Below are 14,810 nucleotides of genomic sequence, written 5' to 3' on the forward strand. Positions count from 1 at the left end.
ACGATCATGCGCCGCGCTGCCTAACGCCGTGCACGGCGCCACAGCAGGGCGCCCGCCACCAGCCCCAGCAGCGCCGCCGCCCAGCCCAGCACCGGCCGCAGCCGCGGCCACAGCAGGTCGTCCATCGCATTGTCCATGATCTGCTGCGGCGCGCTGTAGCCCGCGGGCATCGGCAGCACCTTTTCGGCCGCGGCCCAATTCCGGTAATCCGCCTTCATGGCTTTGAAAGTGGCCGGCCGCGCCGATGCCAGATCGTTGGTTTCGCCGGGATCGGCAATGATATCGAACAGATGCCAGTGACCGTCGCCATAAGGTGGCAGGTTCTTCACCAGCTTGAGATTGCCCTTCCACAACACGGCATTGCCCGACAGTTCATACCCCAGGGCTTCGTCGGCCCCGCGCACCCCCATGCTGCCGCCGCCGAGCATCGGCGCAAGGCTGTGGCCCGTCATCGCGGCCGCCGGCGCCGCGCCGGCAAACTGCAACAGCGTCGGCGCCACGTCGACGACATGGGCAAAGCCGCCGGCGACCGCGCCGCGGGCTATCGCCGGGTTGCCCGGCCAGGCAATGATCATCGGCACCCGCAGGCCGCCCTCGCTGGCGGTGAACTTGTACCCGCGCAGCGGCGCCGACGCGGCACTGGCGAAACCGGCGCCGATGGCGGTCAGTGAACCTGGCCGCCCCTGTTGCATTGTCCGCTGGTCGTAGTTGAAGATGGCGTTGGCGCGCGGCACCGGGGACGCCATCGGGTCGGTCGCTTCGGCGCCATTGTCCGACAGAAAGACGAACACGCTGTTGTCATAGCGGTCGGTGGCCTTCAGATGCGCGACGAGCCGCCCGACCTCCCGGTCCATCGCCGTCGCCATGCCGGCATAGGCTTCCATGGCGCCGCGCCGCTGCGCCTGTTCGGCCGGAAACTGACCGGCCCAGTCCGGGGTCGAAGCCATCGTCACCATCGCCATCCCCGCCGGCATCACGCCCCTGGCAATGGCGCCGTCGCGCCGGGCCGCGCGCAATGCCGTCCAGCCGGCGTCGTAGCGGCCGCGATAGCGGGCGATATCGGCGTCGGGCGCCTGCAACGGAATGTGATTGGCAAGAAAATTGACCGAGGCAAAGAACGGCTTCGCCCGGTCGCCGCCATCGAGATAGGCGATCATCCTGTCCACGATGAATCGCGACGAATAAAAGTCCCTTGGCAGTTGCGCCGGCTTGCCGTCCTCGGTCCAGTCCGCCTTGCCGTAAAGCAACAGATTGGGTTTGTTCTCGAAATTATCGGCGCCCGATTGCGACAAGGCAAAGGCGCGGTCGTATCCGCGTCCGGTCGGCAGCGTGTCGGGGGTGTGGCCCAGATGCCATTTCCCGGTCAGATAGGTGCGATAGCCGGCCGCGCGCAGGCGTTCCGCCAGCGTCGCCACCCGGTTGCTGAGGACGGTTTCATAACCCGGCTTGCCGCGATGAGCCGGTGGGATGGTCTCGGGCATGTTGCCAAGCCCCGCCCGATGGCTCGACACGCCGGTCTGCAACATGGCGCGCGTCGGCGCGCAGGATCCGGCGACATGGAAGTTGGAAAAGCGCACGCCGGCAGCCGCCAGCGCGTCGATGTTCGGAGTCGCGATCTCCCCGCCGAATGCCCCGACGTCGGTGAAGCCCCAGTCATCGGCGACCAGGACGACGATATTGGGCCGTTGCTGGCTTGCACCGGGCGCAGCCGTGGTCAGCAACAGCGCGGCCAGGGCGCCCCGGACTCTCACATCAGGCGCCCGGCCGTGGTCGCCGTGCCGTTCGCCGGCAGGGTGAAGATCATCCCGTCCTCGCCCACGGTGATCGGCCCGTCGAAACGCCGCGCCGCATCGCCGAGAAATGCCGGATAGGCAAAGCGGAACGGCATCGGCGGCACGACATGGTTGAGTACAAGCTGGCGTGCACCGGCCGTGCGCGCTGCATCGGCGGCCTGTTCGGGGCTGCTGTGGTAATTCAGGATATCGCGTGTCACCTGCGCCGTGTTGGCGACACCGCGCGCCACCAGGGCATCGGTCAGGCGCGCGACGAGTGCTGGCTGCAGGGCTTCATGGACCAGCAGATCGGCGCCGCGCGCTGCCGCCGCCACCGATGGCGATGGCGCCGTATCGCCGCTGATGACCACCGAGCGGCCCTTGTAGTCGAACCGATAGCCGACCGCCGGCGAGACGGGACCGTGGTCGACGGGAAAGGCCGTCACGCGCACATCCTGGTCGTCGAGCACCACCACCGGCGCCGCGCCGAAGGCGAAAGGCATCGCCACGCCGCCGGCACCCCCCGGGGGCATGATTGCCGCGCCGTGATGCGCGGTGCGATAGCCGTTGTCGCGAGCATAAGCCTGGTTGAATCCGGCGACGACCGCCTCGACGCCCGTCGGCCCGGCGACCGGCAGCGGCGACAGGTTCGGCCTGGCCGACCAGCGCATCAACAGCATCGGGCCCATGCCGTCGATATGGTCCGAATGGAAATGGGTCAGGAACAACCGATCGATACGCCCGGTCGGCAGCCCCATCAGCAGCAGGTTGCGCGCGGCGCCTTCGCCGGCATCGACGACATAGATGTGGCGGCCGGCGATGATCATCGTGCAGGGGCCGGCGCGGGTCGGGTCGGGAAGCGGCGACCCCGTCCCGCAGAGAATGACGTGCAGCCCGTCAGGCAGGCCCGCAGTGGCGTCGCGGCCGGCGCGTTCCTGGGCGACGCGGGTGAGCAGCAGCGTACCGAGCTGCGGCTGGAACAACCAGACGCCGAGGCCCGCGGCGGCGATGATGGCCATGACACCGATCATCACGGCGCCGATCGTCCGCCAGCCTGCCTTCCCCATGCCGTCCAGCCCTCTCGCGCCTGTCGCAAACATGGCGGAAATAATTGGCGCACGCAATGCCGAAACCTTGTCGGGCTGGCTGGCCTGCGCTAACATGCTATCACTGCGGCATGGCCGGACAAAGGGGAGGGTGGCGTGCGGACCGTCTTGCGCATCGTCATCGGGCTGATCGGCCTGTTCAATATCGCCATCGGGCTGGGATTCCTGCTCGCCCCCGACCGGCTGGGGCTGGCGTTCTTCCTGCAGCCGATGGGCAGCCAGGGGCTGGCGACGATGCGCGCCGACTTCACCGGCTTCTTCATCGGCGCCGCCACTTTCGCCCTTGTCGGGGCGATCACGGCGCAGGCGCGGCCGCTGCTGGTGCCGATCCTGATGCTCGGGCTGGCGCTGCTCGGCCGCTTCATCAGCCTGGCCGTTGACGGCATGGCGCCGACAGCGGTGCAGCCGATGGTGGTGGAGGCGGTGATGATCACGCTGCTGGTGCTCGGCTGGCGCAATTTCGATCGGCCCGGTCGGTGAGGCTCTGGGCCAAGCTGCTGCTCGGCACGCTGGTTGTCGGCGCCGCCGGGCTGTTCGCGTCGCGCGATTACATCAAGCTGCACATGGCCGGATGGATGGCGGGGCCGGTGGCGCCGAACCGGCCGGTGGCATGGGCGCAAGGCCCCGCCACCGCGCCGGCAGGCCAGCGCCCGCCCAACATCATCCTCATCATCGCCGACGACCTCGGCATCAACGACATCAGCCTGACCGGCAGCGGCGTCGCCGGGGTGAAGACCCCCAACATCGACGCCATCGGTCGACAGGGTGTCGTCTTTGCCAATGGCTATGCCGGCAATGCCACCTGCGCACCGTCGCGCGCCGCGCTGATGACCGGGCGCTATGCGACGCGCTTCGGTTATGAATTCACGCCGACCGACCCAAACATACCGAAATGGTTCCCGATCGAACAGTTCCGGGTCGACCATATGTTCGCCCGCAATATTGCCCATATGGACAGCGATTCGGTCCACAAGCCGATTTTCGATGAGGAAGCCGCCGCCAATTCGGCATTGCCCGGCGGCAAGGGCATGCCGGCATCCGAAATCACCATCGCCGAACAGCTTAAATCGCGTGGCTATCACACCATTCACCTCGGCAAATGGCACCTGGGCGAAGCGAAGGGCATGCGGCCCGAGCAACAGGGGTTCGACGAAAGCCTGGGCTTCATGATCGGCGGCATGAAATTCCTGCCCGAAGGTGACGCCGATGTCGTCAATTCGCGGCAGGATTTCGACCCGATCGACAAATATCTCTGGGCCAATCTGCCCTTCGCCGTGCAGTTCAACGGCGGACCGCGCTTTGCCCCCGACCGGTACATGACCGACTATCTCACCGAAGCAGCGCTCGCCGGCATTCGCGCCAACCGCAACCGGCCGTTCTTTCTCTATCTTGCCTATAACGCGCCGCACACGCCGCTGCAGGCGCTGAAATCGGATTATGACGCGCTGCCGCAGATCAAGGACCATCGCTTGCGAGTCTATGCGGCGATGATCCGTGCCCTCGACCGCGGCGTCGGCAAGGTGCTTGCCGAACTGAAGGCCCAGCGTCTCGACGACAACAGCATCGTCATCTTTTCGTCGGACAATGGCGGTGCCAATTACATCGGATTGCCCGATATCAACCGTCCCTATCGCGGCTGGAAGGCGACCTTCTTCGAAGGCGGCACCAAGGTGCCGTTCATGATGCGCTGGCCCGGCACCATTGCAGCGGGCAGTCGCTTTGCGCCGCCGGTCAGCCACTTCGATATTTATGCGACGGCAAGCGCCGCCGCAGGGGCGGCACTGCCCGCCGGACGCGTGATCGATGGTGTCGACCTGCGCCCCTATGTGGCTGGCGACAAGGTCGGCATGCCCCACCAGACCTTGTTCTGGCGCAGCGGCGCCTATCGCGTGGTACGGGATGGCGACTGGAAGCTGCAGTCGCTCGACCTGCCGCGCCAGGACCTGCTTTATGATTTGAAGGTCGATCCTACTGAAAAAAAGGATGTTGCCGCTGCCAATCCGGCAAAAGTGACCGAATTGCTCGCCAAGTTGAAGGCGCATGACGCCCAACAAATGCCACCGGCCTGGGCGTCGCTCGTCAAGGCGCCGATTGCCATAGATCGGCCGCTTGGAACCCCGTCTGTTTCGGGGGAGGCCTATGTCTATTGGTCGAACTGAGAATATTTGTTAAGTATGGCCGATGCTCATGGAAGACACTCAACCGCAAACCGATGGCCGCCGTCGCCGCTCGCAACAAAGCCGTGACCGGATCGTCGCCGCGATGATGGCGCTGGTCGAGGAGGGGCAGATCAGCCCCATCGCCGAACAGGTGGCAGAGCGCGCCCAGGTCGGATTGCGCAGCGTCTTTCGCCATTTCAATGACATGGAGAGCCTTTTTGCTGAAATGGCGGTGCGTCTGACCCGGCATTACCAGGGGGCTCTGGTGCCCTTTGCCAGCGGCGACTGGAAGGGCCAGCTGTTCGAGGCCATGGATCGGCGCATCGACATCTACGAGAAGCTGCTGCCGTACAAGCGCGCGGCCGACGCCCACCGCCATAGTTCGCCCGCCTTGCAGGCCAATCACTCCGAAACATCGCGCCTGCTGCGCGCCCGGTTGCGCAACATGCTGCCGCCCGCGCTGGACGACGACGCAGTGGCCATCGAAACGCTCGATTTCCTGCTCAGTTTCGACAGCTGGCAGCGGTTGCGCGTCGAACAGAATCTGTCGCCCGAGGTGGCGCGCGCCGTCATCGAGGGCCAGGTGAAGGCATTCGTCGCCGCCTGACGACGGCGCAGTTTACGCCGGCATTATTGTTGCGGCCGCGAATTCCGCGCGCGGCCTTACCGGGTCCGGTTGCATCAAGGCCAGCAGGCAACATGCCGCTGGAGTATCGAAATGATTCAGACACCATGGCTCGGGAAACACGCTGTCCGGAATCCGTGTCATATCCGCAACAGCCGTTCAAAACCGGTAAATTCATGCTGCAGCGCAGCTATACAAGGCCGTTCCGAACGGCCTAATGTTACGACTGTTGCACTGACCGGAACCCCGCCGTCCGAAGGATGGTCGAGAGGAGCGGCAGGCAGTTGGGAGAGGGACATTCAACCCCCAGCAGAGGGAAAATGTCTCATGCGTCATGTCTTCACCAGCGCCGCCGCGTTCATGGCGATCGCCATCGCTTCGCCTGCGCTTGCCGCGGACGAGCCCGAACCCGATTTCAAGATTTCGGGCTTTGGAGCCGTCGTCACCGATTATCGTGTCCGCGGCGTCTCGCAGTCGGACAAGGGATTCGCCGCCCAGGCGGGTGTCACCGTCGGCCATAGCAGCGGGCTCTATGCCGGCTTCTTCTCGTCCAGCCTTGCCGGCTGGGGCACCTTCGGCGGTCCGAACATCGAATTCGATCTCATCGGCGGCTACAAGCGCGCCATCGGCAACGGTGCCTTCGACCTCGGCCTCACCTGGTACATGTTCCCGGGCGGCGCCAAGCTGACCGATTTCGCCGAGCCCTATTTCAAGGTCAGCGGCACGGCGGGCCCGGTTTCGCTGCTCGGCGGCGTCGCCTATGCGCCCAAGCAGAAGTCGCTCGGCCGATGGTTTTTCACCGGCGCCGATTATGCCGCCGGCGTTCCCAACGCGCCCGATGCCAAGAACGACAACCTCTATCTCTGGGGTGACTTCGCGACCGGCATCCCGTCCACGCCGATCACCGTCAAGGCGCATATCGGCTATTCGGACGGCAACCCGGGCCTCGGGCCCAACGGCACCAGCGTCGCGCCGACCGGCAAATATTGGGATTGGCTGATCGGCGTCGATTATGTCGTCGGCCCGGTCACGCTGGGGGTTGCCTATGTCGATACCGACATCAGCGTGCGCGATGCGCTCTATCTTCAGCCGAGCTTCTCCTCGACCAAGGATGGCTCGTCGATTGCAGGCAGCAAGATCCTGTTTTCGATCACCGGCGCTTTCTAGCCATAGACTGTGAAAACCGGGCCGCGGCAGCCGCTGCGGCCCTTCCCATTTCCCCCTTCACAACTTAACGTCCGGCGCTTGCCTGTCTCCGGGGGAGCGCCAGTTTGAACGATCCGCTTGTCGGCATCATCATGGGATCGACGTCCGATTGGGCGACGATGACCCACGCCGCCGAAACGCTTGCCGCACTCGGCGTTGCGCACGAAACCCGTGTCGTCAGTGCCCATCGCACACCGCAGCGGCTGTATGATTACGCCGGCGGCGCCGCCGCGCGCGGGTTGCAGGTCATCATCGCCGGCGCTGGCGGTGCCGCGCATCTGCCGGGCATGGCGGCCGCGATGACGCGGCTGCCCGTACTCGGCGTGCCGGTCGAATCGAAGGCGCTGAGCGGCATGGACAGCCTGTTGTCGATCGTCCAGATGCCCGCCGGCATCCCGGTCGGAACGCTTGCCATTGGCAAGGCCGGCGCCATCAACGCGGCGCTGCTGGCGGCGGCGATGCTGGCCAATGGCGATGCCGCACTGGCCGAGCGCCTCGACGCCTGGCGCCAGGCGCAGACCGATGCCGTGGCGCAAGCCCCCGAATGACGGTTTCAGCATGATCGAACCGGGATCGACGATCGGCATATTGGGCGGCGGCCAGCTCGGGCGAATGCTCGCGCTGTCGGCAGCCTCGATGGGCTATCGCGTTCATGTGCTGGCACCGGAGGCGGAGCTGCCGGCCGGCGATGTCGCGGCACAGGTCACGCGCGCCGAATATGGTGACCTGGCCGCACTCGACCGCTTTGCCGCGAGCGTCGATGTCGTCACCTTCGAATTCGAAAATGTCGACACGCTGGCGATCCGCCATCTCGCCGCGCAGGTTCCCGTGCGTCCGGGCGTCGCCAGCCTTGAAGTGGCGCAGGACCGGCTGGCGGAAAAGACCTTTGTTGCCGGGCTGGGTGGTCGCCCGACGCCGTTCCGCGCCGTCGATGATCGCCACGGGCTCGATGCGGCGCTGGCCGATCTGGGCTGCCCGGCAGTGCTCAAGACCCGGCGGTTCGGCTATGACGGCAAGGGCCAGGTTCGGCTGCGCTCGCCGGACGAGGCCGATGCAGCCTTCGCAGCGATCGGCGGCCAGCCCGCCGTGCTGGAAGCCTGGGTGACCTATTCGCACGAATTTTCGGTCGTGCTGGCACGCGGGGCGACCGGCGATATCGCGGTCTGGCCGGTGCCGCACAATGTCCATGTCGCCGGCGTGCTCGATACGTCGCAGGTTCCGGCGCCGGCCGAAATCCTCGCCCAGGCGGCCGAGGCGGAGGCGCTGGCGCGCCGCGTCGCCGATGCGCTCGGCCATGTCGGGGTGCTGACGCTGGAATTCTTCGCCACCGCCGATGGCCCGTGCTTCAACGAAATGGCGCCGCGCGTCCACAACAGCGGCCATTGGACGATCGAAGGCGCGCGCGCGTCGCAGTTTGAAAACCATATTCGCGCCATCTGCGGCCTGCCGCTGGGGTCCACCGAGATGACGGCGCCTTCGGTGCTGATGCGCAACCTGCTGGGGGACGATGTCCATGACTGGCATCAGATCCTCGCCGATGCCCGCGCCCATCTTCATCTGTACGGCAAGAGCGCGGTCAAGCCCGGTCGCAAGATGGGCCATGTGACGTGGCTCTGAAGGCGGCGGCAGCGCCCGCCGGGGAACGGCGGGCGCTGCTGTTCGTCTTCGTCACCGTCCTGATCGACGCCATCGGCTTCGGCGTCGTCATCCCGGTCTTCCCCGGGCTCATCGTGCAATGGACCGGGCGCAGCCTGGCCGGCGCCGCCGAAATCGCCGGCTGGATCAGCTTTCTCTACGCCGCTGTGCAGTTCCTCTGCGGTCCCGTCATCGGCGGGCTGTCGGATCGCTTCGGCCGCCGCCCGGTGCTGCTCGCCAGCCTGTTCGCCTTCGGCGTCGATTATCTGGTCATGGCGATGGCACCGAACCTCTGGTGGCTGGTGGCGACGCGCGTCATCGCCGGCGTCACCGGCGCCACCTTTCCGACCGCCTATGCCTATATCGCGGATATCTCGACGCCGGAACGCCGCAGCGCCAATTTCGGCATCATCGGCATGGCCTTCGGCTTCGGCTTCATCATCGGCCCGGCGCTCGGCGGCATCGTCGCGCAGTTCGGCGACCGTGTTCCGTTTCTGGTTGCCGGCGGCCTGGCCTTTGCCAACGCTGCCTATGGCTGGCTGGTGCTGCCCGAAAGCCTTGCACCGGCCAACCGGCGGCCGTTCGACATCCGCCGTGCCAACCCGATCGGCGCGCTGTCGCGCCTGCGCTCGGCGCATCCACGCGTGCTGCTGCTCGCCATCACCGTCTTCATCTGGGCGATGAGCTATCAGTCGCTCTATTCGGTATGGAGCTTCTTCGGCATCGAACGCTTCGGCTGGACCCCGGCGCAGGTCGGCTGGAGCCTTGCCGCGGTCGGCGTCAGCGGTGCGCTGGTGCAGGGGGTGCTCAGCCGGCGGCTCATTCCACGCTTCGGCCAGCGCAACATCATCATTGCCGGCGCGCTGTCGGGCATGGCGGGTTACACCCTCTATGCCTTCGCCTGGTCGGGCTGGGTGGTTTACGTCGGCATCGCCGTGGCGGCGCTGCAGGGGCTGGTCTTTCCCTGCCTCCAGGGCCTGATGTCTGCCGATGTGTCGGCGCGGGAGCAGGGCGAATTGCAGGGCGCGATCACCAGCATCCAGGCGCTCAGCGCGATCATGGGGCCACCGCTGATGACATCGACCTTTGCGTGGTTTTCCGGCGGCGGCAGCCAGATCTATTTCCCCGGCGCCCCCTTCCTGCTGTCCACCGCCTTTGCCGGGCTGGCCTTGGCGATGTTCTTCCAGGCGGTCGCACGCGGCGCCGGGCGGCCGGCCGAGGCCTAACGCACCACGATCGGCAGCCCCAGCTTCTGCAACTGCGGCTCCACGACCTTGCGATCGCCGACGACGACCCAGGTGAAATTGTCGGTCGAAAGCAGCTTTGCCGCTTCGTTGAGCTGCGCTGGGGTCAGTGCCTGCAGGCGCGGCACCAGCTTGCCGTAATAATCGTCGCCGCGCGCATAAATGGCATTCTTCTCGATCGCGCCGAGCAACGCCGCGCCGCTTTCGAAGTCACCGGGGAGCGATCGCACCGTGTTGTCGATCGTCGCATCGCGCTCGGCCGCGGTGATCGGCTGGGCGCCGGCCAATGCCTTCACATCGGCGATCATCGCGGCGATCGAATCGCCGGTGCGATCGGCCTGCACCGGCGCCACGATCTGCGCCGTCACCCGGTCCTGCGCATCGCCGACACCGCTCGACACGCCATAGGCCCAGCTCTTGTTCTCGCGGATGTCCATGTTGAGGCGGGAACTGAACAGGCCACCCAAAATGTCGTTGGCGGCGCGCAGCGCGATCGGGTCGTCCATTCCCTTGGTCGGCAGGACGACGCCGCCGCGGATGAAGCTCTGCGGGCTGCCGGGGCGATCGACGAGGATGATCCGCCCGCCGCGCGGCACGGTAACCGGCGGAAACTGCTTGTCCCCCTTGGCGACCTTGGCATCCGGCTGCCAGGTCCCGAAACTTTCCTCCAGCAGCGGCTTCAACTCCGCCATGGTGATGTCGCCGACAACGAACAGCCGGGCATTGTCGGGGCGAATCCACGCCTTGTGCCAGCGCACGATATCGTCGCGCGTCACCGCCTTCACGCCGGCGGCGGTGCCGCTGCCGCTCGACGGCACGCCATAGGGGTGTGCGGCGCCGTACAGCTCCACGGGCAGGATGCGGCGGGTGATGCTGTTGGGGTCGGCCTCCTCCAATGCGATGCCGGTCAGCACCTGGCCGCGCACCCGCTCGATTTCCGCCGGCTTGAAGTCGGGCCGCTGGACGATGTCGGCGAACAGGGCGAGGCTGGCGGCAAGATTGGGCTTGACCGCGTCGAGGACGATCCGGGTCCGGTCGGGCCCGGCGCTGGCGCCGATGGCGGCGCCCAGCCGCTCGCGCGCCTCGGCGATCTGCGGCCCGGTCATCCCGGCGGCCCCTTCATCGAGCAGGCCCAGCCCGAGGCCCTGCACACCGAGCTTTGCCCGGTCGTCGGCGGCATAGCCGGCGTCGAACGACAGCGCCATGCGCACCAGCGGCACCGATTGGCGCTGCACCAGTTCGACCTGCATGCCGTTCGCCAGCGTCGCGCGTTCGACGGCGGGAACCGTCAGCGAAGGCGTGCCGCCGATTGCCGGCGGCGCGGCGCGGGGGGCGATGGCGATTGCCGGTGCCGGGACGGGCGGAGTCGTCGCCGGGGTCGAATCCTCGGCCTTGGGCCGCGTCCCGGGCAGCACCGTCAGCCGATAGTCGCCGCGCCCGAGCCATTTGGCCGCTGCCGCCTTGACGCTCGCCGGCGTTGCGGCCGCATAGGCGGCGAGCTCCTTCTTGTAGAAATCGGGATCGCCGGCATAGACCGCGCCTTCGGCCAGCGTCACCGCCTTGCCGCCGAAACCCCCCACCGCTTCCAGCCCGCGGATGGTGCCGGTAACGTTGCGGGTTGCAACGCGACTGACTTCGTCGGCGGTCGGGCCGTTGTTGACGAAATCGGCGATGGCACGGTCGATGATCGCGTCGACGGCCTTGGGGTCGGCGCCCTTGGCCAGGGTGACGGCGATATTGGCCATGGAGATTTTTTCGAACGGCTGGGCGCCGCCCGAAACCGCGACCGCCAGCTTCTTGTCGCGCACCAGTTCATTGTACAGGCGCGACGAGCCACCACCGGCCAGGATTGTCAGCGCCACATCGACAAGGGCGGTGTCGCCGTCGAGCCGGCCGGGGATGACCCAGTTGCGATCGAGCTGCGGCGTCGGGATCTGGTCGTACATCGTCTCGGTACGTGTCGTCGTCCACACCGGCACCGGCGCGTCATAGCGCTTGATGGTGGGCCCGGCCGGAATGTCGCCGAAGAACTTCTCCACAAGGGGCCGGGCGGTGGCGACGTCGATGTCGCCGGCGAGCACCAGCACGGCGTTGCCGGGGCCATAGTTGGCCTTGAACCAGCTGCGCACATCGGCCATCGACGCCGCGTCGAGGTCGGCCATGCTGCCGATGGTCGAATGGCGATAGGGGTGGCCTTCCGGGAACATCGCCTTCAGCTTGGCATATTCGGTCAGCCCCAGCGGGTCATTGTCACCCTGGCGCTTTTCATTCTGGACGACGCCGCGCTGCACATCGAGCTGCTGTTGCGTCACCGCGCCGAGCAGATGCCCCATCCGGTCGCTTTCATAGTAGAGCGCCAGCGGCAGCGCCGGGGTCGGGACGTTCTGGAAATAATTGGTCCGGTCGAACCAGGTCGTGCCGTTCAACTGGGTCGCGCCGACGCCTTCCAGCGTCTTGATATAGGACCCCTTGTTGTTCTCGCTGCCGCCGAACATCAGATGTTCGAACAGATGCGCAAAGCCGGTCTTGCCCGCCGGCTCGTCCTTCGACCCGATGTGATACCAGACGCTGACCGCGACGATCGGCGCCTTGCGATCGGTGTGAACGATGACCCGCAACCCGTTGGGCAGGGTGAAGCTCTCATAGGGAATGTCGACCGACTTGACGAGTTCGGCGACCGGCGCCGGTGCGGGCAGGGCGGCAAGCCCCGGCGTGGTCAGCGCAGTGGCGAGAAGCAGGCCGGCAACGATCTGAAAGCGCATGTGAGTTCCTGTTGCAATCCTGGCCCCAAGGGCAGGTGAGAGACCATCGGCAATTGCCATCGCCGCGGTCGATTTAATCCGCCATGAACGCCCCGGCGGGACCCGGGAAAACCACCGGGCTGGCACTGCCATCGGCGCCCAGCGCCGGCGCGGCGCCGAGCAACAGCGCCGCGCCGATCAAGTCTCGCATTGGGTCATCCTGTCAGGGGAAGCTGCCCGCACTTCAGCCGAGCGAGGTCAGCGCGTCAACCGTCAGGATCTGCGGCAATTCCCGGTCGCGGCCGTCGGCGCCATAAAAGACATAGACCGGCACCCCGGCGCGGCCGCGTTCGGCGAGCCATTTGGAGATCACCGCATCGCCGCGCGTCCAGTCGCCTTCCAGCACGGTGATCCCCTTGGCCCGGAACGTCCGGGCGACTTCGGCATCGGCCATCGCGCCGCGTTCGTTGACCTTGCAGGTCAGGCACCAGTCGGCGGTCATGTAAAGGAACACCGGCTTGCGGCTCGACCGCAGCGCCGCCAGCCGTTCCGGCGTATAGGGTTCGGCCATCAGGCCGGCGGGGGCGGAGGTGCCCCTGGCCTGCGCCGCCGGCTCGCCGACCGGCAGCAGCAGGATCGCGGCCACCCCGGCGGCAATGGCGGCGCTTGCCGGCAGCCAGCCACCGCCGCCGCCGCCATGCTGGCGACTGCCCAGCCACCACAGCAACAGCCCGGTGATCAACGCCCCGGCAACGCCCGCCGTCATCCCTTCGACGCCCGCCTGCCGCCCCAGCACCCAGGCCAGCGCCAGCGCCGTCAGGAACATCGGCACGGACAATATGGCGCGCAGCCGGTTCATCCACGCGCCGGGCCTGGGCAGGCGCCGGCGCAGCGCCGGGATGAAGCCGATGGCAAGAAAGGGCAGCGCCAGCCCCAGGCCGAGCCCGGCAAACACCGCCAGCGCCGCCACCGGCGGCAGCACCAGTGCAGCCCCCAGCGCGCCCGCCATGAACGGCCCGGTGCACGGCGTCGCCACGAACGCCGCCAGCGCCCCGGTGGCGAAACTGCCGAGCGCGCCGCCCTTGCGGATCGTCTCGTCGCCCAGCGACCCGGTCGACGCCGTAATCTCGAACACCCCGGCGAGATTGAGCGCGATGGCGGTGACCAGCAGAAGCAGGAAGGTGATGACGCGCGGATCCTGCAACTGGAACGCCCAGCCGACCTGCGATCCGGCCGCGCGCAGCAACAGCACGAGCCCGCCGAGCGCCGTGCAGACCAGCACGATACCGGCGGTATAGGCCAGCGCGTCGCGGCGGGCGCTGCCGGCGTCGACATTGGCCTTGCTCAGGCTCAGCGCCTTCAGGCTCAGGATCGGGAACACGCACGGCATGATGTTGAGGATGATGCCGCCGACGATGGCGGCAAGCAGGATGGGCAGCAACGTCGGGGCGGCGGCGATCGGGTCGTCCGGCTTGCCGAGCGGCAAGCCGGCAGCCGGCACGGCGCCCGGGTTCGCGGTGATCGCAAAGCCCAGGGCATGGTCCATGTCGGATTGCACGACGCGCAGCACGCCGGTGACCGGGCCCGATGGCGGCGGCGTGGCGGCGGCGGTTTCGATCCGCAGCGCCTCGCCGGCAATGGTTACCGTCTGCGGCGCGGCAAAATCGACGACGCCTTCCTTTTCGGGGAAGAAATAGGCCGCCGTCACCTTGTCGGTGCTGCCGAACGGCACGGACAGCACGAAACGGCCACCATCGGCCTTCCATGTCGCGGGCCATTGGACCGGCTTGGGAACGGCCGCCCGCGCCGCGGCGATGCGAAAGCCCATGTCCGGGTCGGTGTCGCCCTTGCCGATCGTCAGCGGCAGCGTGACGGTGGCGCTTTCGGGGACGCATTGTTCCATGCTGCACACCAGCCAGTCGGCCTTGACCTTGACCGGAAACGCCGTGCCCTTGGCCATGTCCGCCGGCGGCGTGACCGTTGTCAGCAGCACATTGGCATTGGGATAGACATAGTTCATCAGCCCCGACACGACCAAGGTTTCGGGCAGCGGATACGCCAGCGGCCCGGGCTGTGCGGTGCCGGCAGGGACCGTCCATTCGACCCGCGTCGGCGCGCCGGCGTCGCCCGGGTTCGACCAATAGGTATGCCAGCCGGGCTTGGGCGTCAGCACCAGCCCGATCGCAACCGGCTGGCCGGCCGCCGGCGTGGTGCTTTCGGCGATGATCTCGATGCGGGTGTTGGGCTGCTGCGAAAAGCTCTGGGCCGTCGCCGGAACAGCGAGAAGCGCAATGAGGATCAGTAGCAGGGGGCGAATCATTG

Annotated in this window: 11 protein-coding genes; 7 read left to right on the forward strand and 4 right to left on the reverse strand. The window is 67.1% G+C overall.

The window, feature by feature from the left end; genetic code table 11:
* Positions 1-20 precede the first annotated feature (20 nt).
* Both GGQ62_RS15690 and GGQ62_RS15695 read right to left on the reverse strand, forming a co-directional pair.
* Entirely contained in the window at positions 21-1,721 is a 1,701-nt protein-coding gene (locus GGQ62_RS15690; protein WP_243446185.1) for an arylsulfatase, read from the reverse strand.
* Positions 1,722-1,747: 26 nt separating this feature from the next.
* Positions 1,748-2,839: an MBL fold metallo-hydrolase gene (locus tag GGQ62_RS15695; RefSeq protein WP_152577826.1), complete on the reverse strand. Its 1,092-nt coding sequence runs from the start codon at positions 2,837-2,839 to the stop codon at positions 1,748-1,750.
* 135 nt (positions 2,840-2,974) lie between these two features.
* On the opposite strand from GGQ62_RS15695, the gene GGQ62_RS15700 reads away from it, so the two are divergent.
* The 7 genes from GGQ62_RS15700 (at position 2,975) to GGQ62_RS15730 (ending at position 9,729) form a co-directional block, all read left to right on the forward strand.
* A complete protein-coding gene (locus tag GGQ62_RS15700) occupies positions 2,975-3,358 on the forward strand; it encodes a DUF4345 family protein (protein ID WP_152577825.1) in 384 nt (127 codons plus the stop codon).
* Complete coding sequence (locus GGQ62_RS15705; protein WP_243446650.1) at positions 3,355-5,037, forward strand: sulfatase-like hydrolase/transferase; 1,683 nt, start codon at positions 3,355-3,357, stop codon at positions 5,035-5,037. Before GGQ62_RS15700 ends, GGQ62_RS15705 begins: the two co-directional genes overlap by 4 nt.
* 106 nt (positions 5,038-5,143) lie before the next feature.
* Positions 5,144-5,644 (forward strand): TetR/AcrR family transcriptional regulator, encoded by a 501-nt coding sequence (locus GGQ62_RS15710; RefSeq protein WP_167649707.1) that lies wholly within the window; start codon positions 5,144-5,146, stop codon positions 5,642-5,644.
* 345 nt (positions 5,645-5,989) lie between these two features.
* Positions 5,990-6,829 carry a TorF family putative porin gene (locus GGQ62_RS15715; RefSeq protein ID WP_152577823.1) on the forward strand — a complete coding sequence of 280 codons (840 nt, stop codon included), beginning with the start codon at positions 5,990-5,992 and terminating at the stop codon, positions 6,827-6,829.
* A gap of 131 nt (positions 6,830-6,960) precedes the next feature.
* Positions 6,961-7,416 (forward strand): 5-(carboxyamino)imidazole ribonucleotide mutase, encoded by a 456-nt coding sequence (purE, locus tag GGQ62_RS15720; RefSeq protein ID WP_152578246.1) that lies wholly within the window; start codon positions 6,961-6,963, stop codon positions 7,414-7,416.
* A gap of 10 nt (positions 7,417-7,426) precedes the next feature.
* Positions 7,427-8,485: a 5-(carboxyamino)imidazole ribonucleotide synthase gene (locus GGQ62_RS15725; protein WP_152577822.1), complete on the forward strand. Its 1,059-nt coding sequence runs from the start codon at positions 7,427-7,429 to the stop codon at positions 8,483-8,485.
* Complete coding sequence (locus GGQ62_RS15730) at positions 8,476-9,729, forward strand: TCR/Tet family MFS transporter (protein ID WP_243446649.1); 1,254 nt, start codon at positions 8,476-8,478, stop codon at positions 9,727-9,729. Before GGQ62_RS15725 ends, GGQ62_RS15730 begins: the two co-directional genes overlap by 10 nt.
* On the opposite strand, the gene GGQ62_RS15735 is transcribed toward GGQ62_RS15730, so the two are convergent.
* Both GGQ62_RS15735 and GGQ62_RS15740 read right to left on the reverse strand, forming a co-directional pair.
* Complete coding sequence (locus GGQ62_RS15735) at positions 9,726-12,509, reverse strand: M16 family metallopeptidase (protein WP_152577821.1); 2,784 nt, start codon at positions 12,507-12,509, stop codon at positions 9,726-9,728. The two genes, GGQ62_RS15730 and GGQ62_RS15735, sit on opposite strands and share 4 nt — an antisense overlap.
* 223 nt (positions 12,510-12,732) lie before the next feature.
* Entirely contained in the window at positions 12,733-14,808 is a 2,076-nt protein-coding gene (locus GGQ62_RS15740; protein WP_152577820.1) for a protein-disulfide reductase DsbD family protein, read from the reverse strand.
* Between the last annotated feature and the right edge of the window lie 2 nt (positions 14,809-14,810).

This window comes from Polymorphobacter fuscus (assembly GCF_011927825.1).
Taxonomy (GTDB): Bacteria; Pseudomonadota; Alphaproteobacteria; order Sphingomonadales; family Sphingomonadaceae; genus Sandarakinorhabdus; species Sandarakinorhabdus fusca.